Origin of the sequence: Streptococcus sp. 4094, from assembly GCF_013277125.1 — a bacterium.
Taxonomy (GTDB): domain Bacteria; phylum Bacillota; class Bacilli; order Lactobacillales; family Streptococcaceae; genus Streptococcus.
In genome coordinates this window covers 17,588-37,303 of sequence record NZ_VMMI01000028.1, presented here as the reverse complement: position 1 = coordinate 37,303, position 19,716 = coordinate 17,588, and the positions used below count along the sequence as shown (strand labels likewise).

The following is a 19,716-nucleotide window of genomic DNA, read 5'->3' as shown; positions in this document are numbered from 1 at the left end:
TTGCCCAGCATCGTTTGTGTTTATCCTCGTCCGCCAGGGGCTGGACCGCCAGGACCTCCATTCGGACCTCCGCCTCCAGGCATAGAATTGACAATATCTGTTTGTTTTTCGCCGTTGATGTAGATATCCCCACCTGTGTAGGTTGCTGTTCCATCAAAGTCAAAGCCTGATTGTCCTATCAATTTAATGGTTCCGCCTGTGACCGTGATATTCCCGTTTGAGTCAATTGGATCTGTGTCCCCTTGACCAACTTCTACAGTTAGATTTCCACCTGTCATGGTAAAGTAAATGTCGCTTTGCTGGGCATTTTTATTGGCTGCATTGACCCCATCATCTGTCGAGTAGACATTGATATCTCCACCATTGATCGTAATGGCTTTCCCTTCAATTCCTTCTGTGGAATTCTTGACGGTGTAAGTACCACTATCAATCACTAGGTTGCCAGAAGCGTGAATGCCGTCATCGCCTGCTGTGACTGTTATGGTATTGTTCGCCAAATACATATTTCCGACAGTCATATCGTCATCATTATCAACTTTAACACCATCTTCCTTGGCATCGATCGTCATGGTCGTACCAGTGATGTTGAGTTCATCATTGACATTAAAGGCATCTCCTACTGATGTGATGTTAAAGGTTCCACCAGTGATGTGAAGCGTATCATTTGCCTTGATAGCATTGCTTTTCTTGCCATCTACAGTAAGAGTCCCTGAACCATTGATGGTCAAATCAACCTTAGAAAAGAGAGCGGTATTTGCCTTTTCATCACTGTTAGAGCTTGAGTCAGAGAGACTGTTGGTGGTTCCCTCTGCTAGAGTGAGGTAGACATGACCTGCGCTTGTAGCCGAAATAGCCGCATCTGTATTGGTCATGGTCGCGCCTTTTAGGACAAGTTTCACATCATCAGACTTATCAGCTGCGATTTTAATTTGCACTCCGTCAGACTGACCAGAAATGACATAAGTACCTGCTTTTGAGATGGTCACCGTTGAGCCAGAAACTGTCACACCATCTCCAGAGACGTTTGCAGATGAACCAGACAATTCAATCTTAGAAGCAGTGCTTTCATCATAAGAAGTGTCGTAGTCCTTTTCTGTAAAATAAGAAGATTGACTGTTTTTAGCTGAAGTTGTGATAGCAGTGGTATCTGCCGCTGCAGTTGTACTTGACTTGGTCGTTGACTGCCCACAAGCTGTCATCAAGGTCAAAGCTGTTAAACTGGTTAAGATTAGAGTCCATTTTTTTGATTTCATACTTTTTTCCTCGCCTTCATTTAGCTTGACCTTAGTTTACAGGGTAAGTCTGAAAAAAATCTAAACTTTTTCTGAAAGTTTTCTTAAGTTCAGTTTCAGTTAAGTTATCTTTAACAAAAGTTTTAGGAAAATTCCATAGACTAATTACAAGCAAGTTCAACTTGCCCAGACACACCTATCTGCTAATAAGATAGTGTACTGAAATAGTTTGATAAAGGAGACAAGATTTATGAAGCCAATTGAAACAAGCTTTAAACGAATTGAAACCAAATATGTCGTTACCAAAGCTGACTTGGCTAATTTAATAGAGGACTTAAAAATATATCTCGTCGAGGATGATTATCCAACTTCGACCATTTCCAACATCTACTTTGATACAGAGCAATTTGATATGATTCAGAATGATAGCCAATATACTAAGCGCAAAGAAAAGATTCGGATGCGAACCTATCTCAGTCAAGTCCAGCCTAATAGTCAGGTGTTTTTAGAAATCAAATCTAAGGACAGAGCTGGTGTCGGGCTAAAATATCGTCTCTTATCGACTCCCCAGTCTATCACCCAGTTTATGACCAAGGGACAGCTGGATAGCAGTATCAAGGATCGAATGATGATTGAAAAAATTCAACAACTCCAAGAGGAATATCAGAAAGCCATCATCCCTCGTATGTATATCTACTACGACCGTTTTTCTCTCAAGGAAAAGAAAGAAATTAGCGGATTCCCCTACAATAAAATTCGTGTCACCATTGACCAAAATCTAACCTATCGTAATAATAATATCAGTTTATTTTCAGGAAAGGACGGTTTCCCTCTACTAAGCGAGGACATTGTTATCATGGAAATCAAAGCACCGGGCAGAAAACCCCAATGGCTACAAGATATTCTCGACCAATATGGACTGGTAGAACAGAAATTTTCAAAATATAGCTGCGCCTACCACAAGTCTCAAGGGCTGGACTATAACCCACGACCAAGCACAGAAAGTGTAGGTACTACTTATGTCTAATCTTTTCAACTCTATTTTCAACGACACAACTGCTACTGCCAATCCCATCCAGCTCTTTCTAGCTCTCTTGGTCAGCCTGATTTTAGGTTTGGCTCTGACCTGGGCCTACAAACACCGTACCCTCTATACACGGGAATTTGCGGTTAGTTTGACCCTACTCCCCTGCTTGATGACCTTGGTCATCTTTCTGGTAAATGGCAGCTTAGGAACCTCTATCGCTGTTGCAGGAACCTTTAGCCTCATTCGTTTCCGTTCAGCCACCAGTGGCTCACGGGAACTAATTGCTATCTTTCTTGCCATGATTATCGGGCTGGCGGCAGGGACAGGCTACCTAGCCTTAGCTGTTCTCTTCACCGTCTTTATCTTAGCAGTATGGCTTCTTTTAGAAAAACAACAAAGCAAGAGCAACCACCAACGTCGCAGACTATTAACTATCACAATCGCCAACCAAGAAAATCAACTCCAAACTATCCAATCTGGGCTATCACAATTCTGTACTGAGTTAGACCTCATCTCCATTGATACCAGCAATGATGGAGAACAAGTCACCACTGTCTACGAAGTGGATTTCAAGGCTCAAACTAATGATTTCCAAATCATCAATTACCTCACTAAAGAACAAGATACTTACCAGGTTTCCCTGACCAAGAATGCCAAGAAGAGAAAGAATTTGTAATTTTCAAATCAAATAGCAAACTAAGAATCTCTTGAGTGCCGCCATTCTTTACCAATCAAAAAAACTCCGTAGTCTCTAGCGCCATAAATCCGGCTAGAGATTACAGAGTTATTTTTTAATCTAAACTTCCTACAAGAGTATATTGTCTACTGGAAGGATATGGTATTTGTAGGGAATACTTTAAAGAGTTCTTACAGGAAGTCAATATTAACTAGTTATATTAGGTTTAGTTTACCCATTCACCATTAGCATTGACTCTATAGCCCTCTACAGTTGTGTTGACTGCAAGGGCACCTGAGCCATTGACATAGTACCATTTGTCTGATACTTTGAACCATTGGCTTGCTTTCATAGCACCTGATGCTTCAAGATAGTACCAGGTATCTCCATCTTTCACCCAACCTGTTGCCATTGAACCGTTAGCATTTAGGTAGTACCATGAACCGTTGACTTTAGCCCAACCTGTTGCCATAGCGCCGTTAGCGTTGAGGTAGTACCATGAACCATTGTATTGGAGCCATCCTGTCGCCATAGCACCATTAGCGTTGAGGTAGTACCATGAGCCATTGTTTTGGAGCCAACCTGTTACCATAGCACCATTAGCGTTTAGGTAGTACCATGAACCGTTGTCTTGTAGCCATCCTGTCGCCATTGAACCATCAGTATTGTAGAAGTACCACATACCATTTTCTTGTTTCCAACCTGTTTTTGGAGCGGCTGGTTTAGCTGGTTCTACTACAGAATATGAGCTGTATGATGGAACATATGATGAGTATGAAGGGACATATGTCGGATTAGATGGTCTTGCAGGAACAGAAGGTTGTGCTGGAGTTTCAGCTGGTTTTTCCGCCGGTTTTTCCGCTGGTTTTTCTGCTGGAGTTTCAGCTGGTTTTTCCGCCGGTTTTTCCGCTGGTTTTTCTGCTGGTTTCTCCGCCGGTTTTTCTGCCGGTTTTTCCGCTGGTTTTTCTGCTGGTTTTTCTGCTGGTTTCTCCGCCGGTTTTTCTGCTGGTTTCTCCGCTGGTTTTTCCGCTGGTTTCTCTGCCGGTTTTTCCACTGGTTTTTCTGCTGGTTTCTCCGCCGGTTTTTCTGCTGGTTTCTCCGCCGGTTTTTCCGCTGGTTTTTCCGCTGGTTTTTCTTTAGCTTTATCTTCTTCTGCAGCTTTCTTATTTAATTCATCGATAAATTTTTCAGCTTGTTTTGCAGTTAAGCCTTTTTTGAAGCCTTCTACAATTTGTTTTCTTGTTTCATCTGATGCTGCTTTTAATGCTGCAATTGTATCAGCTTTTGCTTTTGCTTCTTCTGGACTATTAGTTTCAGCTTTTTCTAATTCTGCGATTGCTGCTTTCAATGCTGCATCATAGTTTGCTAAAAATTCTTCCTGAGCCGCTTTCTCTTTTTCTGCTGACTTTTTATTTGCATCATCGATTGCTTTTTCAGCGTCTTCTGCAGTTAAGCCTTGTTTGAAACCTTCTACGATTTTAGCTTTTGTTTTATCTGCTTCTGCTTTTAATTTTGCAATCGTATCTTGAATTTGTTCTTCTATTTCAGGATTATTTTTTGCATCTTCTTCTAATTTTGCAATCGTATCCTTTAATGCCTTGTCAAAATTAGCTAAAAATTCTTTTTGAGCAGCTGCTTCTTCCTTAGCTTCTTGTTCCTCTGCTACTTCCTCTTCTTTAGCTTTTGCTTCTATTTCTTCTTCAGCATCTTCTGCAGTTAGACCTTTTTTGAAGCGTTCTTCATAGTCAGCTTTCTGAGCTTTAGTTCGTTTTTTAAATTCATCAATAAACCCTTGAATTTGGTTTTGTAATTCTGGATCTTCTTTTGCATTGTCTAAATATTCTTTTAATTCTTTAACTGTAGCTTCTGCAGCTTTATCAAAATTAGATAAGAATTCTTTTTGAGCAGCTGCTTCTTCCTTAGCTTTTTCTGCAGCTTCTTCTGCAGCTTTTTTATTAGCTTCATCTATTGCTTCTTCAGCGTCTTCTGCAGTTAGACCTTCTTTGAAGCGTTTTTCATAGTCAGCCTTCTGGGCCTTAGTTCGTTTTTCAAATTCATCAATAAACCCTTGAATTTGGTTTTGTAATTCTGGATTTTCTTTTGCATTGTCTAAATCTTCTTTTAATTCTTTAACTATAGCTTCTGCAGCTTTATCAAAATTAGATAAGAATTCTTTTTGAGCAGCTGCTTCTTCCTTAGCTTCTTTTTCTTCTGCAACTTCCTCTTCTTTAGCTTTTTCTTCTACTTCTTCTTCAGCCTTTTCTACAGTTAGACCTTCTTTGAAGCGTTTTTCATAGTCAGCCTTCTGAGCTTCAGTTCGTTTTTTAAATTCATCAATAAACCCTTGAATTTGTTTTTCTAATTCTGGATCTCCTTTTGCATTCTCTAAATATTCTTCTAATTCTTTAACTATAGCTTCTGCAGCTTTATCAAAATTAGATAAGAATTCTCGTTGCTTCTCTGATAAAGATTGTTCGACAGCTTGTGGAGCGTCTTCTGCTCTTACAACAGTAGGCTGAGACGCAACAAAACCAGCCCCTAAGATAGCGACGCTGGCTAGACTTGTTAAAATCATTTTTTTCTTATTCATCATTTACCTCTTTTCTGATAATCATTTTCAGACTATGCCTATATTAAGTATACCCCCCCCCACAAATCTTTGTCAAGTGTTTTATATTAAATTTTTGTTACATTTTTGTTCGGGATTTTATTTGTTTTATCAAAGTTTTTATGAAAATCGTTTTGAAAACTTTGATATTTCTTTACATTTTCTTTCCTAGAGTTTCTCTTTTATTCTGGTGTGTATTTGCTTCTCACACTGCTTTTCTATTGCAGATGAGACTCAATGAAAATCAAAAAGCAAACTAGGAAGCGAATCGTAGGTTGCTCAAAACACTNNCGAAGTCAGTAACATATACCTACACCAAGGCGAAGCTGACGTGGTTTGAAGAGATTTTCGAAGAGTATAAAGCTCACATTCCAGAAATAAACAGATACCAAAAGCAAATGTTCAAGCTTGATTTTTGAATTAGGAATACTCCAGCGATGACTCGTCCTTATTTTCAGTGAATAGCAACTGACTCTAAACACTCCAAAAAAAGAGGCCAATGTTTGCCATCAACCTCTTTCTTATCGTTCATTCTTTTTACTAAGTAAGATGAATACTTTACCTATGACTTACTATCTTCATTCTAGTTTACCCATTCACCATTACCATTTACACGGTAACCATCTGGTGTTGTTGTGCTAACAGCCAAAGCGCCTGAACCATTTGCATAGTACCAGTGTTGACCTACTTTAAACCAACCCGTCTTCATGATCCCTTCTTCATCAAGGTAATACCAGGTACCATTTTCCTTGTACCAGCCTGTTTTCATAGCTCCTGAGCTATCAAAGTAGAACCATCTGCTACCATCTGTTCCCCAGCCTGTAAACATAGCGCCTGAGTTACTTAGATAATACACCGATCCATCAACTTCTACAAATCCAGTCTGCATGACACCTAGGTCATTCAAGTAGTACCATTGACCACCTGTTTTCAACCAGCCTGTCTTCACATCACCAGACTCATAAAAATACCACTTGCCATTAGACTGCACCCAGCCAGACTGATCAGACGTAGATTTTCTGAAATCTTTCAGCGGTGTTTCTACAACCATTGCTTTACTTTTAACTGTTGAAAGGTTTGAGGCAGTCACTTCTGTGTACTGAACAGCAGAACCATATCCACCAGCTAATTCCTCTGAAGAAGTCGTAGTTCCTAAAGCCAGAGCAACCGTTGCTGCCTTCTGAGGACTAGCTGCATTTTTAAAAGCAGCAAGACCCACATGGGTAAATTTAGGGTTAATCAAGTTCTCATAATAAGATGAAAATTCTTTTGATGTTTTATCTTTCTTTTTCGCCACATATTGCGCCTTTTCAGCATGCCAGTTTTCAATTGCTTTTAGAAATCCATCAGGATTCAAATCTAAAGCTTCTCCACTTAGGCTATTACCAGATGGAAAGGCAGTCCAGTTGTTTTTGCTGGAAAGACGTTCAGCCTTCAGCGCAACAGATACCTCAGCAGCGCGTACAAAAGCCGTTTTTTCATGGTCAACTGACCATTTGACAGGAACATACTTATCTACCAAACCTTCGTCGGCTGCTTCTTTACGAATTTTATTGATAGCATCTAAAATAGATTGTTGATGAGGAGGCAAAAATTCTCCCTTGATTCCAACCAAAACATTGCCACTAGAAGGTTTTAGCACCTCTGAGGTCAATACATTACCATCAGCAGATTGCGTTGCCACCAATCTGTCATTCGCAAAAACATCATTTGTCAAAACTGCTCCTGCCAAGGTCAAAGCCAAGGCACTAGCAAATACAATTTTCTTCATTGTTTACTCCTTATATCTTTTGAATCGTATCTTGATAAATACTTTTTAACACCTAATTATATCATATTTTCCTACTATTTGTCTTTGCTTACCTATTCCTAAATCCCAAAAGTAGGCGCAATGATTCTTTTATTTCACAACAAGCTCATAACGTGTCTTACTTGTAAAGATTTGACCGGCTTTGAGAATGACTTGGTCTTTGAGGTTACTGTGAATGGCATCTGGTAAAGCTTGCGCTTCAAGGGCAATCCCATTGTGCTGTACCATTGGCTGACCTCTTATGATGACACTCTCATCCACAAAGTTTGCTGTGTAGACTACAAAGCAAGGAGCCTCTGTCTTGAAGAGCAGGAAGCGACCTGAGTTTTGGTCATAAAGGAAACCAGCATTATCATGACCTGCAGGAAGGGCAAATGGATGATCCAAACCAGATACCAGCTGGATTTGCTCATCTTCTTCTGCAAAGATATCCTTCAACAAGGCACCATTGTAGATGTGTTTGACCACATCACGATTGGCATCTGGAGTTTTGGCTGGAACACCGTCGGGAGCGATTGGATAAATGCCCTCTGTGTTTAGTTGGAAGACATGGCGGTCAATGGTCTGCGTGAAATCACCAGACAAGTTGAAATAGCTGTGGTTGGTTGGATTGACCAGCGTATCCTGATCTGTTGTTACCTTGTAGCTGATTTCATAGGCACCAGTTTCTTCCAAGTGATAGCTGATCCAGATTTTGAGATTGCCGGGAAATCCTCCTGTCCCATCTGTACGCTCTGTGTAGAGGGTCAAGCCATGGTCGCTCACTTCAACTCGTTCAAACAAGCTGGAATCCCAACCAGTTGAACCACTGTGGTTACAGTTGCTAGCATTGTTGACTTCCAGATGATAGGTCTTGCTATTCAGCTCAAAGGTCGCACCTGCAATACGGCCCGCCACAGGACCTACGCTAGCTCCATGCTTGGGACTATTGCCTACATAGCTATCAAAATCATCAAAACCCAAAATAACATTGGCAAAATTTCCAGCCTTGTCAGGTGTGACATAGCGCAGGATGGTCGCACCATAAGTCATGACCTCAAGTTGGTAGCCACCGTTCGTCTCAAAACGATAGGCCAAGACATCCTTGCCCTCAACATTTCCAAATACACGCTCTGTATATGCTTTCATTCTGTTCTCCTTTTACTATTTCTCCCAAGCAAACAAACCATAGAAAGCACCTTGACAATCTATGGTTTACTTGTATGATTTACAAACCCCTTTATCAAGAATCTATAAACGCAGTATTACTTTTGATATTCGTGGATGATAACACCTTGTACCACACGGTTTACTGTACCAGTAGGTGATGGTGTGTCTGGTTTATTTTCTACCTTGAGTGAAGTCAATAGGGCAAAGAGTTGGGCATAAACGATGTAAGGGAAGACACGGTAAATATCATTCAAGACACCGCCACAACCAAGGGCAACTTCTTTGACATTTTCAAGACCAAAGGCTTGATCACTCAAAAGCACAACACGGCGAGCAATCTGATCACCAGCAACTTCACGAACCAAGTCCAAGTCGTACTTGCGAGTGTAGTCTGTTGTTGTACCAAAGAGCAAAACAACTGTATTTTCGTTGATAAGAGATTTTGGACCGTGACGGAAGCCGACTGGACTTTCATACATGGTCGCCACTTGGCCAGCTGTTAATTCCAAAATCTTGAGCTGAGCTTCATGAGCAAGCCCAAAGAAAGGACCAGCGCCTAGATAGATGACACGGTTAAAGTCTAGGTCAACAAGTTCTTTGACATCTTCTGCATTGTCTAAAACTTTACGGGCAAGACTAGATACAACTTCAAAACGTTCAGCTTTCACAGCAAATTCTGTAGGATCAAAGACCAAAAGAGCTGTCAACATCATAGAGGTAAAGCTAGAAGTCATGGCAAAGCCAGCATCATTAGAGGCAGCTGGTTGCAAAAGCAAGAGATTGCGCTCATCTCCATGAGCTTGAAGAGCCAATTTACCATCTGCTGCACAAGTAATCGTCACTTGGTAAAGCTCATCCACCAAGGCTTTTGCCAAATCAACAGTCGCCACACTTTCAGGCGAATTTCCACTACGGGCAAAGGAAACAAGGACAGTTGCCACATCTTTTTTCAAATAGGTTTCTGGATTGGCAACGATATCTGTTGTCGCAATAGCATTGAAATTCCATTTGCGTTCGTCATAGACTTCCTTAAAGTAAGGTACCAAGGTATCTCCCACATAAGCAGAAGTCCCCGCACCTGTCAAGATAACCTTGATATAGTCATGTTTATCCGCAATCCCTTGTAGAAAGGCTGCAATTTCTTCACCTTGTGCTTGATAAGATTCAAAAGCTTCTTTCCATACATCAGGCTGTTGGTAAATTTCACGTGTAGTGATTTCTGCACCCAATTCGAGTAAGTCTTCTTTTGTATAATGTAGCATTGAGTTCCTCTTTTTCTATTAAAGATGGGAATGGGAGTAAGCCCCATTCCCATGTATATTCTATATCAGTTATTCTGACGATGTTCACGTTGTCACATGAATTGAATCGAGTTCCAACTAAAATCTTTGGGAAAAAGACCGATTATCGTCGGAGCATCGCTCCATCCTCCTATCGCCTATTTTCCCTGTGATTTTCACGCTGTCACATCGTATACTCAATGAAAATCAAAGAGCAAACTAGGAAACTAGCCGCAGGCTGCTCAAAACACTGTTTTGAGGTTGTGGATAGAACTAACGAAGTCAGTAACCATACCTACGGCAAGGAGACACTAGTATGGTTTGAAGAGATTTTCGAAGAGTATTATTCATCTTCGTCATCATCGAAGCCCGCTAACAGGTCATTGACTTTCACAATGCTTTCTGCAGCACGGTTCTTATAGTCCGCATCTGCGCCTGTAAGGCTCGCATTGATAAATTCAATCACCATTGGAAGATTCATCCCTGCGTAAAGTTCGATGTCACGACCTTCCATAATCAAACGGCTTACCACGTTACATGGTGTTCCACCGAGAAGATCCGCAAAGACTAGAAAATCATCCAATCCTTCAATAGCAGCTTCAAATTTTGCAGTAAATTCTTCTGGCCCATCTTCTGGAAGAAGAGCTACTGTGTAAATGTTGTCTTGTGGGCCCATAATCATTTCTGTGCTACCTTTAAGCTCCTCACAGAAGCGACCATGGCTCACCAAAATTAATGATTTGGTCATAAGGAATTACATTCCAAATGCAAAGTGACCAAGGGCAGAAAGACCTACTGCAAGAGCGATAATGATACCGATAGCTTTAGTAGAAGTCATACCTTTCTTACCAAGCAACCAGAAGATAAAGGCAGTAAAGATTGCTGGAAGCAAACGTGGGAAGATTTGGTTCAAGATGTCTTGGAAATCAATCATCTTTTCACCGATTGGCAACTTGTAAGAAATTTCAAAGTTGATCATTGTTGCTACAAGAGCACCCATCATGAAGACACCAAGTACAGATGCAGCGTCAATCAAAGCTGTCAAGGTACTTTGCATGTTGTTGATAAGGTTAACCCCTTCTTTGTAGGCAAATTCCAACTGTTTCCAACGGAAGATGTCATACGCTACTGCAACTGCAATCCAAAGGAAGATACCCCAAGGTTGGCCAGCGATAGCCATAGTTGCTGCGACTGACCCCATGATAGCAGGTACAAGTGAACCAAAGATTGTATCTCCAAGAGGAGCAAATGGTCCCATCAAACCTGTCTTGATACCGTTAACGGCGTCTTTTGAACCCACACCATCTTTTTCTTCCATGGCAAGGTCAAAACCAGCGATAATGGTATGGAAGAATGGTGAAGTATTGAAGAATTGAGTATGAACTTTCATCATTTCTTTCAATTCAGGAGTTCCATCCCCATACATTTTACGCAATTGAGGCAAGATCATATAAAGGTAACCAGAAGCTTGCATACGTTCGTAGTTCCAACCTAATTGGAAAGTAAACAAGCTACGTTTGTTGATTTGATTAAAATCTTCTTTTGTTAGTTTGTAATTAGAATTCGTCATCTTCGATTTCCCCACTTTCTGATGGTGTAGAAGGTGCTGCTACAGCTACTTTTTGGCTATTTTTGAAGTGAAGCACTGCAAGGAAGATACCTACGATAGAAATACCAATCATAGACAAACCTTTGAAGTTGTTCACGAAACCAATTTTTTCAGCAACTTCAGCAGGAAGAGTACCTACGATACCAGCAACAGCGCCACCAAGACCTGTTACATATGAGTAAAGAACAGTCAACATAGCTGTCAAACCAAATCCCATAGCAAGGTAGTGAAGGTTACGTTTAACTGGAAGGTAACGAAGCAAGATTGCAAATCCAAGACCTGGAAGCATACGTCCTGCGAGTGTCAAACCATCTGCAATCCATTGGTATTCTGTCACTAAGTCTACTACATGTTGTACAAAGGCACCACCAAAAGCAAGCGCAAAGAAGACTGGAAGGGCACGAGATAGAGCCCAAGGAATCGCACCAAGCAGGTAGTTGCGTTCAATACCTTTATAGTCATAGCGTTCGATTGCAGCATCCACACGGTGAGCGAAGAAGGTAGTAGTCATACGACCAAGAACGTCGAAGTAAGTCAAGAGAGCTGCTACTGGTACAGCGATTGTAGTAATTGCAAGCGGTGCATCAATTCCTTGTGAAACAGAGAAGGCTGTCGCAAGAACCGCACCAGAAGTTGCGTCGATACGAGAAGCACCACCGAAGGTACCAACCCCAAGAACGAACAGTTGCAAGTTACCACCGATAAGCAAACCGGTAGTCACATCTCCCATGATTAAACCAGTAATGAAACCAGCAAATACAGGGGAACCTGCAGATGAAACGATCGTCAACTCATCACAGATTTGATAAGCTGAGTACAAAGTGAGAAGTAAAATTTGCCACCATTGTATCATAACAATGACCTCCTAAAAATTTTTTTCCTATTTTAATAAGCTCAAAAAGTCTGAAATTGGATCATTTGGAACCATTTGAGCAGTAAGTTTAACACCTTTTTCTGCCAGTTTGTGGAAATCTTCCACATCCTTGTCCACTACGTTGATAGAACGTGTAATAGAACGAGTTTCTGGTGTTTGAGACATATTCCCAACATTTAGGGTTTCAAGTGGTACACCTGCTTCTACCAAACCAAGGAAGCGGTCTGGCTTACGAGCCACGATAAAGAGACGTTGGCTATCGTATTTACCAGCAAGAATATTGGCTGCGGCTTTCTCAACTGGCAAAATACTCAATTTTACACCTGGTGGTGTCGCAAGTTTCAAACCACTCTTTTCAACGTCATTGTTGACAACTTCGTTATCTACAACCATAATACGTGAAACATTTAGTTTCCCAGCCCAAAGATTGGCTACTTGTCCGTGGATCAAACGTCCATCGATACGGCATCCTACAATTGTCATAAGTTTTCCCCCTTTATATGTTTTAGTGTAGGTTTACGAGTTAAATGAATCTCTTCTTTATATTGACCTTCTGTTTCAAAGATGATGATGCGGTTATCACCTTCCTTGAGATAGCTATGAGGGATATAAAGCGAGAGGGTCGGGCCGACGTTCCAAAAACGTCCTAGATTCTGCCCATTGACAAAGGCAACTCCCTTACCAAACTCAGACAAGTCTAGGTAAGTATCTTTTGGCTCTTGGACTGTAAAGTCATAAGCGTAAAAGGCTGGTTGTCCTTGAGTCCATCCTTTTGAAAAATCAATTTTCTCAGGATTATCTAGTGGGAGTGGATAGTGTTTCCAGTTTAGTAAGAAGTGCAAATCCTTACAAACCCCTGTCCGAATTCCCTTACGTTGCGTATCCGCTAAGAACTTATGACCATAGTTGACACGCCCCATATTTTCTATCAAGACATCAATCCTAGATAACGCTTTCTTTTCGCCTTGATAAAAAATATCTTCCCCAATCTCTGTCTGATATTGGGTTTTGACCCATTGATCATCGACATACAGCTGAGCCCTATCTCGACCATCAATGATACGAAGTCTTTCTTCTTCTGCATCCCAGTTTGTTTCTGTTCGATAGAGTAGGTAGCCATAGCTTTGTCCCAACTCCTCCATCTTTTTAGGATAGAGACTTTCTACTGGACTTGACAAGCTATCCAAGGTTTCAAACAAGGAAACTTTTTCAACCAGTGGAATAGCATCCAACTCCATACTCTCTTTGTAGAGGGGTTCCAACTGCGGATACTCTGGAAAATGTGTTGCCATCATCTTCTTGACTGCCAGATATTTGGCAGTTGGATTTCCTTCTTCATCCAGAAGGGCATCGTAATCATAAGATGTAACTTGTGGCAGGTCCAAGGTTCCTCGAGCTGAGCAACCATTCATGAAGCCAAAGTTTGTACCACCGTGGAACATGTAAAGATTGATGGAACCTTGCTCCAAAACCTCTCGAACTGCATCTGCCAATTCCTTAGGATCCCGTGTGATAATCGGTTCTTTCCAACGATTGAACCAGCCATCCCAGAACTCCATACACATGAGCGGCCATTTCTTGCCATGTTCATCAAAGAATTCCTGCATCTGTGAAAAGTTGTAAGGTGCCTTAGAACCAAAGTTGCCTGTTACAAAGAGATCATCTTCAATTAAGGTTCCCGCTTTTAGAGTAGCTCTCCAAGGACCATCTGATGTAAAGAGAGGACAGGTTACGCCACGCTCTTCCATCAGCTGTCGAATGGCTCTCAGGTAAGCCTTATCTTCTCCGTAAGAACCATACTCATTTTCAACCTGCATCATGAGGATATTGCCACCATTGTCCAACAGATGTGGAACCAATCGTGGTAAGAGCTGATCATAATAGCGACCGACAGCCTCAATATAGGCAGGATCTGAAGAACGAATCCTCATGTCTTTGGTTAAGAGCCAAGCCGGCAAACCACCGAATTCCCACTCCGCACAGATGAAGGGTGACGGACGAACGATAGCGTAGAGACCCAAATCTTGTGCTGTCTGAAGAAACCTCTCCAAATCCAGAGCCCCTTCAAAGTTAAACTCGCCCTCACGAGGCTCGTGTAAATTCCAAGCAACATAAGTCTCTACCGTATTAAAGCCAAGAGCCTTCAAGTTATAGAGCGAATGATACCAATCTTCTGGAGGAACCCTAAAATAATGAATGGCGCCAGATAAAATCTTAAATGATTTTCCATCGAGATAGAAATCATCTCGTATCTCAAATCGTGTCATAAAACTACCTTCTGACCGCGAAAGTTTACGCTTTCATTTGTTGTTATAGCAATTATAAACCAATCTGTTTGAATTGTCAATAGAAATTGTCGGAATATTTGCTAGAATTTTACTATTATACACACGTTCAATTAGTTTCAAACATTTTCAGACCCATTTCAAACGCTCTTTACATTCAGAATATAGAACCTAAAATAATTTTGTATAAAATACATTTATAAAATACGAGCAATCCCTATATAGCTTAATTTTTCAAACTATTATTCTAATTTTTTATTCAAAAGACTACTATTTTTTTCGCTTTTATGGTAAAATTTTCTATGGAGAAGGAAAATAGAGGTAAAAATATGGCAATTCCCAAATATCAATACATAAAAGACGAATTAAAAAATAAAATCATCTCTGGGCAGTTTAGCAGTGGAGATAAATTTTACACTGAAGCAGAACTCATTTCAATGTACGATGTCAGTTCTATCACAGTTGTCCGCGCCTTAAACGACCTTGCTAAAGATGGATATATTGTCCGCCAACAAGGAAAAGGAACCTTCGTTTCACGTGCACGCAAACACAAGCTTGTAGAGTTTTCGGATGTAGAAGTTTTTGAAACTAAAGATGATAAAGTTACCGTCCTTTCTATTGAGCGCGGAAACAAATTAAACTACTTAGAAAAACTTGGGCTACGCGGTGACCAGTTCTACTACAAGATTGAACGTATACGCGCAACGAATGGTGTCGTATACATCTACCACACATCTTACATTCCAGAACAATACATCAACGCAAATTATCCAAATCTTGAATATTATAGCTCTATCTATAACCGTTTCAAATTGGATTACCACATTCATATGAATGATGAACATTTTGAAGAAATCAATGAAATAACATTTCCAACTCCAGAACATGCGGCTTCGGTCCTCGGAGTCGATGAGCAATTCCCAACCGTTTTACAAACCAAGACTACTAAGTTAGAATCCACTGGCCAAGTTCTCGCATACAGCGAAACTTATAAACGAGCGGATTACTACAAGATTAAATTCATCTCATGTGACCGTGATCACTAAGAAGAAAGCCTGAGCCTAATCGCTTGGGCTTTTTTCTATGCTTATTATATGACATAGTAGATTGAAATAGAATATGGACAAATCGATTAGGAAATTCAAATCAATTTCTAGTAATATTTTAGAAGTCACAGTATACTATTCTATATTCAACATATTATAAAATATTGGTTATTTTTTTCAAAAGCACTTTAATAAAAAAGAAACATCGAAGTTCTGCTACTCCAGTAAATAGAGTAATAGAACTTCGATTTTATTTTAATTATCCTAAACCAAGACGTTCAAAGATATCATCCACTCGTTTAGTGTAGTAAAGAGGGTTGAAAATCTCGTCGATTTCCTCTTGTGTGAGGCGTGATGTTACTTCTGGATCTGCTTCCAACAGTGGTTTAAAGTCTACTTGATTATCCCAAGAGTAGGCTGTTTTTGGTTGTACCAAGTCATAGGCTTGCTCACGGGTCATCCCTTTTTCAATCAAAGTCAACATAGCCCGTTGGCTAAAGATCAAACCAAATGTAGAGTTCATGTTGCGAATCATGTTTTCTGGGAAGACCGTCAAGTTCTTGACAATATTTCCAAAGCGGTTGAGCATGTAGTCAATCAAGATAGTTGTATCTGGTGTGATGATGCGCTCAGCTGATGAGTGGGAAATATCGCGTTCGTGCCAGAGAGCAACGTTTTCATAGGCTGTAATCATGTGACCACGGATAACACGCGCCAGACCAGTCATATTTTCAGAACCGATTGGGTTGCGTTTGTGAGGCATTGCTGAAGATCCTTTTTGCCCTTTAGCAAAAAATTCTTCTACTTCTCGTTGTTCTGATTTTTGCAAACCACGAATCTCAGTCGCCATACGCTCGATTGAAGTCGCGATGCTAGCAAGAACTGCAAAGTACTCAGCGTGAAGGTCACGAGGAAGGACTTGTGTAGAAATTTCTTGGGCACGGATACCCAATTTGTCGCAGACGTATTGCTCAACGAATGGTGGGATGTTGGCGAAGTTTCCAACCGCACCAGAAATCTTACCAGCTTCCACACCAGCAGCCGCATGCTCAAAACGCTCGATATTGCGCTTCATTTCACTATACCAAGTCGCCAATTTAAGACCAAAGGTTGTCGGCTCAGCGTGCACACCGTGGGTACGACCCATCATGATGGTAAACTTGTGCTCCTTAGCCTTATCAGCGATGATGTTGGTGAAATTTTCAAGGTCACGACGGATGATGTCGTTGGCCTGCTTGTAAAGGTAACCGTAGGCCGTGTCCACCACGTCAGTAGAAGTCAAGCCATAGTGGACCCACTTGCGCTCTTCACCAAGCGTCTCAGAAACCGCACGCGTGAAAGCCACCACGTCATGACGAGTCTCCTGCTCAATTTCCAAAATACGGTCGATGTCAAAGTCCGCTTTCTCGCGGATCAAAGCCACATCTTCCTTAGGGATTTCCCCCAACTCAGCCCATGCCTCGTCAGCCAAGATTTCCACCTCAAGCCAAGCACGGTATTTATTTTCTTCACTCCAAATATTCGCCATCTCAGGGCGAGAGTAACGGTCGATCATTGTTGTTTCTCCTTAAAAATCTTTTTTATCTATGAGGCTCAGGAAACTTTGCATTATTAGATGCTAAATTAGGGTTTGTAGAAAATAAAATTAGGAAGTAATAATCCTTTGATTACTCTAATCAGCTATCATGCAAACTTCAACCATTGCAATAAGTCAAATGGTATGATTCTCTTATTCTAAAATCTCACACTTCCATTGTTCAAGTCTATTTTCCGCATTTGATACACCCTCTAAATGTTTTAAAACATGTAAATCATCTAAAAGATAAAGCAAAACTAGTAAATCTCTAGCTGTTTTTTTTCGTTCTTCATCAGAAATGGTATCAAAGAAATCAATACTCAAAGTTTTAACCGGATCCTTAAAATGACTTTCACCGTTTAAAACCAGTCTATACATAAGATTCTCAAAATAAGTTCTGTATTCTTTATCAATTTTTTCAACAATTAAAGGATCTGTTGTTAGCTCGGCAATTCCCTTCTTATAATTAAAACTACCATAGGCTTCTAAAATTTTTCTCATTGCATTCCCAACAAAACTTTCCGAAGTAGGTGTACTATTTCCCAATGCATAACCGAAGACTATTTCAAGTAGTTCTGTATAATCGTGAGTACTAGTTTTGAATTCTTGTAATTTACCAGAAACCAATTCTAACTTCTTGTATTTAGATTTTTGTCCACCTTCCTCTTCTTTACAGGATTCCATTATCTCTTTCAAAAAGATATCAAAGTCATATATTGTTTGTTTATCATGGGTCATTAGTAAAACTCTAGTATTACTATTCCCCTTAAAAAATCTAGTTAAACAGTATTTTAAATACGAGGTTATTCCAACTTTATTTTCCATATCAAAACTAGAAATTGGATCGTCAATAACAATAAAATATTCATGACTATAAGCATCTGCTAACTCTCTCTGTTGAATTATCTCAGTAAAGAAATAACATAATGCCAGCGCATTTCGTTCCCCTACGGAAACCCTACTGGGGACCACAGACTTACCTCTTGATAACAGATAGTATTTTCCGTTTTGATTCTGTATAGCTAACCGATTTTTTGAAAAAAATATGTAATTTAAACTTTTATTAATTTCATCAACTGCAATATCTATATTAAGTTTCTTGTCTTCTAAATCAGAAATCTGCTTTTCATAATCCTTTACTCGTTTACTACTGCTATTATAATTATTTTCACAAATTGCTTTTTTATTTGTTTTCTCTTGAAACTTTTTGTATGCATCTTGAATTTCATAAAAAGCTAATTCATTATTTATTTGAAGGAGATCTACTTTTAACTTTTGAATATCCGAGATTTCTGAATTATGTTTGATAATTGCTTGGTTAATTTTTTCAATATCATGCTCTGCTTGACTTAATTCTTGAGAAAAGCTTATATTAGGTAACTCAACTATATTATATGGATTATCAATCTTCTTATCGATTATTGAGTTAATTTCGTTAAATTTAGCATTCAAAGCATTAATACTATTTTGATAAGACTGAATTAATATTGGATCTATCTGTTCATAACCAGAAAAATCTTGATTAATCTCATCAATTTTTTTACCTCTCAATGCGGATTGGTGTTCTTCGACTGCTCTTGATAGTAGTTTAGTTATGCCATTCGTGAGTTCAACTTTAACATCTTCTGATACTGATTGAGTACAGAAAGGACATTTTTTTTGATGTTCATCTTCAAAGAAATCTTTAACTTCTCTCAAATGACGTTCACCTTTTGTGGAATCAGATAATAATGTCAGTAAATACTTATCCCTAGAATTCAACTCAGGTTCTTCGATTTTTTCAGACAATAAAGTTGATAATTCATTGCTATCAAAATTAATATCAGGTAAAGATAGTTCATTATTTATAGTAACTGCGGAATCTCTTATTGAAAAATATCTAGCTTTTTTATTGTTGAATTCAACCTCTAACTCATTTTTATCTAAGATTGGTTGTAAATCAACAAAATTTTGAAAGGTATTATTATGAACGGGAGATGCAGCTCGATTTCCTTTTATCTCCCTATCTCTTTCGGCCCAGTTGCCTACTCCTTTCAAAGAATCTGTCATTTCCTTTTTCCAAAAGTCTGGAGATTTTTCATTTTTTTCATCTAAATATTCTTCATATTCAGCATAATAATCTTGAGATTCAATTTGTGATTCTGATAACTGCGTTCTTAATCTATCCAGTTCCTCATCGATATCAACCTGTTCACCTAAAATTACAATTGTATCTAACCCTTCTTGAGCAATTTTGACTTTCTGATCAACATAGTGTTCATTGAAAACAAATATCGATTTTCGTTCAGTATCACTAAGTACAATATTATTATTATTTTTATCAATAAATGATACTCTATCTGTTCCAAACTCACCATTTTTTAATTGATTTATTCCTCGAGCAATGGTACTTTTCCCTGAACCATTCCTTCCAAACAATAAACTTGCCCTATCGTTTTGTACTGGATTTGTTCCCTCAAAATTTCCTTCAAAGAGTTCTAATTTTGTTTCATCTTCAAAAATACCTGATTTTATATTAATTCCTTTAATTTTTTCAAACATTTT

The 19,716-nt window shown here is 39.5% G+C and carries 15 protein-coding genes; 3 read left to right on the top strand and 12 right to left on the bottom strand.

What is annotated here, in order from left to right; translation table 11 throughout:
* Positions 1-20: 20 nt before the first annotated feature.
* Positions 21-1,253, bottom strand: coding sequence for a carbohydrate-binding domain-containing protein (locus HT721_RS06885; protein ID WP_173213921.1), 1,233 nt, complete (start codon positions 1,251-1,253; stop codon positions 21-23).
* Between the two features lie 229 nt (positions 1,254-1,482).
* Between HT721_RS06885 and HT721_RS06880 the strand changes: the two genes are divergently transcribed.
* Together HT721_RS06880 and HT721_RS06875 are read left to right on the top strand one after the other, a co-directional pair.
* Positions 1,483-2,259, top strand: coding sequence for a polyphosphate polymerase domain-containing protein (locus HT721_RS06880; RefSeq protein WP_173213923.1), 777 nt, complete (start codon positions 1,483-1,485; stop codon positions 2,257-2,259).
* The gene (locus tag HT721_RS06875; protein ID WP_173213925.1) at positions 2,252-2,935 is read left to right on the top strand and encodes a DUF4956 domain-containing protein; all 684 of its coding nucleotides are present in this window, start codon (positions 2,252-2,254) and stop codon (positions 2,933-2,935) included. Before HT721_RS06880 ends, HT721_RS06875 begins: the two co-directional genes overlap by 8 nt.
* A 226-nt stretch (positions 2,936-3,161) precedes the next feature.
* Here the strand turns inward: HT721_RS06875 and HT721_RS06870 are convergent, their stop codons facing one another.
* From HT721_RS06870 to HT721_RS06830, 9 genes are all read right to left on the bottom strand, one after another.
* Positions 3,162-5,525: a cell surface protein gene (locus tag HT721_RS06870; RefSeq protein WP_173229379.1), complete on the bottom strand. Its 2,364-nt coding sequence runs from the start codon at positions 5,523-5,525 to the stop codon at positions 3,162-3,164.
* A 601-nt stretch (positions 5,526-6,126) separates the two neighbouring features.
* The gene (locus HT721_RS06865; RefSeq protein ID WP_173213927.1) at positions 6,127-7,314 is read right to left on the bottom strand and encodes a CAP domain-containing protein; all 1,188 of its coding nucleotides are present in this window, start codon (positions 7,312-7,314) and stop codon (positions 6,127-6,129) included.
* A gap of 129 nt (positions 7,315-7,443) precedes the next feature.
* Positions 7,444-8,481 carry an aldose epimerase family protein gene (locus HT721_RS06860; protein ID WP_173213929.1) on the bottom strand — a complete coding sequence of 346 codons (1,038 nt, stop codon included), beginning with the start codon at positions 8,479-8,481 and terminating at the stop codon, positions 7,444-7,446.
* Positions 8,482-8,597: 116 nt separating this feature from the next.
* Positions 8,598-9,764 (bottom strand): SIS domain-containing protein, encoded by a 1,167-nt coding sequence (locus tag HT721_RS06855; protein ID WP_173213931.1) that lies wholly within the window; start codon positions 9,762-9,764, stop codon positions 8,598-8,600.
* Between the two features lie 361 nt (positions 9,765-10,125).
* Positions 10,126-10,530, bottom strand: coding sequence for a PTS sugar transporter subunit IIA (locus HT721_RS06850; RefSeq protein ID WP_078706327.1), 405 nt, complete (start codon positions 10,528-10,530; stop codon positions 10,126-10,128).
* 6 nt (positions 10,531-10,536) lie between these two features.
* On the bottom strand, positions 10,537-11,352 hold the full coding sequence (locus tag HT721_RS06845; protein ID WP_050235419.1) for a PTS system mannose/fructose/sorbose family transporter subunit IID: 816 nt from the start codon (positions 11,350-11,352) through the stop codon (positions 10,537-10,539).
* Positions 11,339-12,244 (bottom strand): PTS mannose/fructose/sorbose/N-acetylgalactosamine transporter subunit IIC, encoded by a 906-nt coding sequence (locus HT721_RS06840; protein ID WP_000617004.1) that lies wholly within the window; start codon positions 12,242-12,244, stop codon positions 11,339-11,341. Before HT721_RS06840 ends, HT721_RS06845 begins: the two co-directional genes overlap by 14 nt.
* Before the next feature lie 27 nt (positions 12,245-12,271).
* Entirely contained in the window at positions 12,272-12,748 is a 477-nt protein-coding gene (locus HT721_RS06835; RefSeq protein WP_050289171.1) for a PTS system mannose/fructose/N-acetylgalactosamine-transporter subunit IIB, read from the bottom strand.
* On the bottom strand, positions 12,745-14,532 hold the full coding sequence (locus HT721_RS06830) for a beta-galactosidase (RefSeq protein ID WP_173213935.1): 1,788 nt from the start codon (positions 14,530-14,532) through the stop codon (positions 12,745-12,747). Before HT721_RS06830 ends, HT721_RS06835 begins: the two co-directional genes overlap by 4 nt.
* A gap of 347 nt (positions 14,533-14,879) precedes the next feature.
* Here HT721_RS06830 and HT721_RS06825 point away from each other — a divergent pair, with 347 nt between their 5' ends.
* The gene (locus tag HT721_RS06825) at positions 14,880-15,596 is read left to right on the top strand and encodes a GntR family transcriptional regulator (RefSeq protein ID WP_001007208.1); all 717 of its coding nucleotides are present in this window, start codon (positions 14,880-14,882) and stop codon (positions 15,594-15,596) included.
* A 259-nt stretch (positions 15,597-15,855) separates the two neighbouring features.
* Here the strand turns inward: HT721_RS06825 and purB are convergent, their stop codons facing one another.
* Both purB and HT721_RS06815 read right to left on the bottom strand, forming a co-directional pair.
* Entirely contained in the window at positions 15,856-17,151 is a 1,296-nt protein-coding gene (purB, locus tag HT721_RS06820; protein ID WP_033688008.1) for an adenylosuccinate lyase, read from the bottom strand.
* A 174-nt stretch (positions 17,152-17,325) separates the two neighbouring features.
* On the bottom strand, positions 17,326-19,713 hold the full coding sequence (locus HT721_RS06815; protein ID WP_173213937.1) for an AAA family ATPase: 2,388 nt from the start codon (positions 19,711-19,713) through the stop codon (positions 17,326-17,328).
* Positions 19,714-19,716: the final 3 nt, after the last annotated feature.

Bases quoted from the DNA above. Each gene is read 5' to 3' on its own strand.
- HT721_RS06885 (WP_173213921.1), bottom strand. From the start codon at position 1,253: ATGAAATCAAAAAAATGGACTCTAATCTTAACCAGTTTAACAGCTTTG.
- HT721_RS06815 (WP_173213937.1), bottom strand. From the start codon at position 19,713: ATGTTTGAAAAAATTAAAGGAATTAATATAAAATCAGGTATTTTTGAA.
- HT721_RS06870 (WP_173229379.1), bottom strand. From the start codon at position 5,525: ATGAATAAGAAAAAAATGATTTTAACAAGTCTAGCCAGCGTCGCTATC.
- HT721_RS06850 (WP_078706327.1), bottom strand. From the start codon at position 10,530: ATGACCAAATCATTAATTTTGGTGAGCCATGGTCGCTTCTGTGAGGAG.
- HT721_RS06875 (WP_173213925.1), top strand. From the start codon at position 2,252: ATGTCTAATCTTTTCAACTCTATTTTCAACGACACAACTGCTACTGCC.
- HT721_RS06880 (WP_173213923.1), top strand. From the start codon at position 1,483: ATGAAGCCAATTGAAACAAGCTTTAAACGAATTGAAACCAAATATGTC.
- HT721_RS06830 (WP_173213935.1), bottom strand. From the start codon at position 14,532: ATGACACGATTTGAGATACGAGATGATTTCTATCTCGATGGAAAATCA.
- HT721_RS06835 (WP_050289171.1), bottom strand. From the start codon at position 12,748: ATGACAATTGTAGGATGCCGTATCGATGGACGTTTGATCCACGGACAA.
- purB (WP_033688008.1), bottom strand. From the start codon at position 17,151: ATGATCGACCGTTACTCTCGCCCTGAGATGGCGAATATTTGGAGTGAA.
- HT721_RS06865 (WP_173213927.1), bottom strand. From the start codon at position 7,314: ATGAAGAAAATTGTATTTGCTAGTGCCTTGGCTTTGACCTTGGCAGGA.
- HT721_RS06825 (WP_001007208.1), top strand. From the start codon at position 14,880: ATGGCAATTCCCAAATATCAATACATAAAAGACGAATTAAAAAATAAA.
- HT721_RS06840 (WP_000617004.1), bottom strand. From the start codon at position 12,244: ATGATACAATGGTGGCAAATTTTACTTCTCACTTTGTACTCAGCTTAT.
- HT721_RS06860 (WP_173213929.1), bottom strand. From the start codon at position 8,481: ATGAAAGCATATACAGAGCGTGTATTTGGAAATGTTGAGGGCAAGGAT.
- HT721_RS06855 (WP_173213931.1), bottom strand. From the start codon at position 9,764: ATGCTACATTATACAAAAGAAGACTTACTCGAATTGGGTGCAGAAATC.
- HT721_RS06845 (WP_050235419.1), bottom strand. From the start codon at position 11,352: ATGACGAATTCTAATTACAAACTAACAAAAGAAGATTTTAATCAAATC.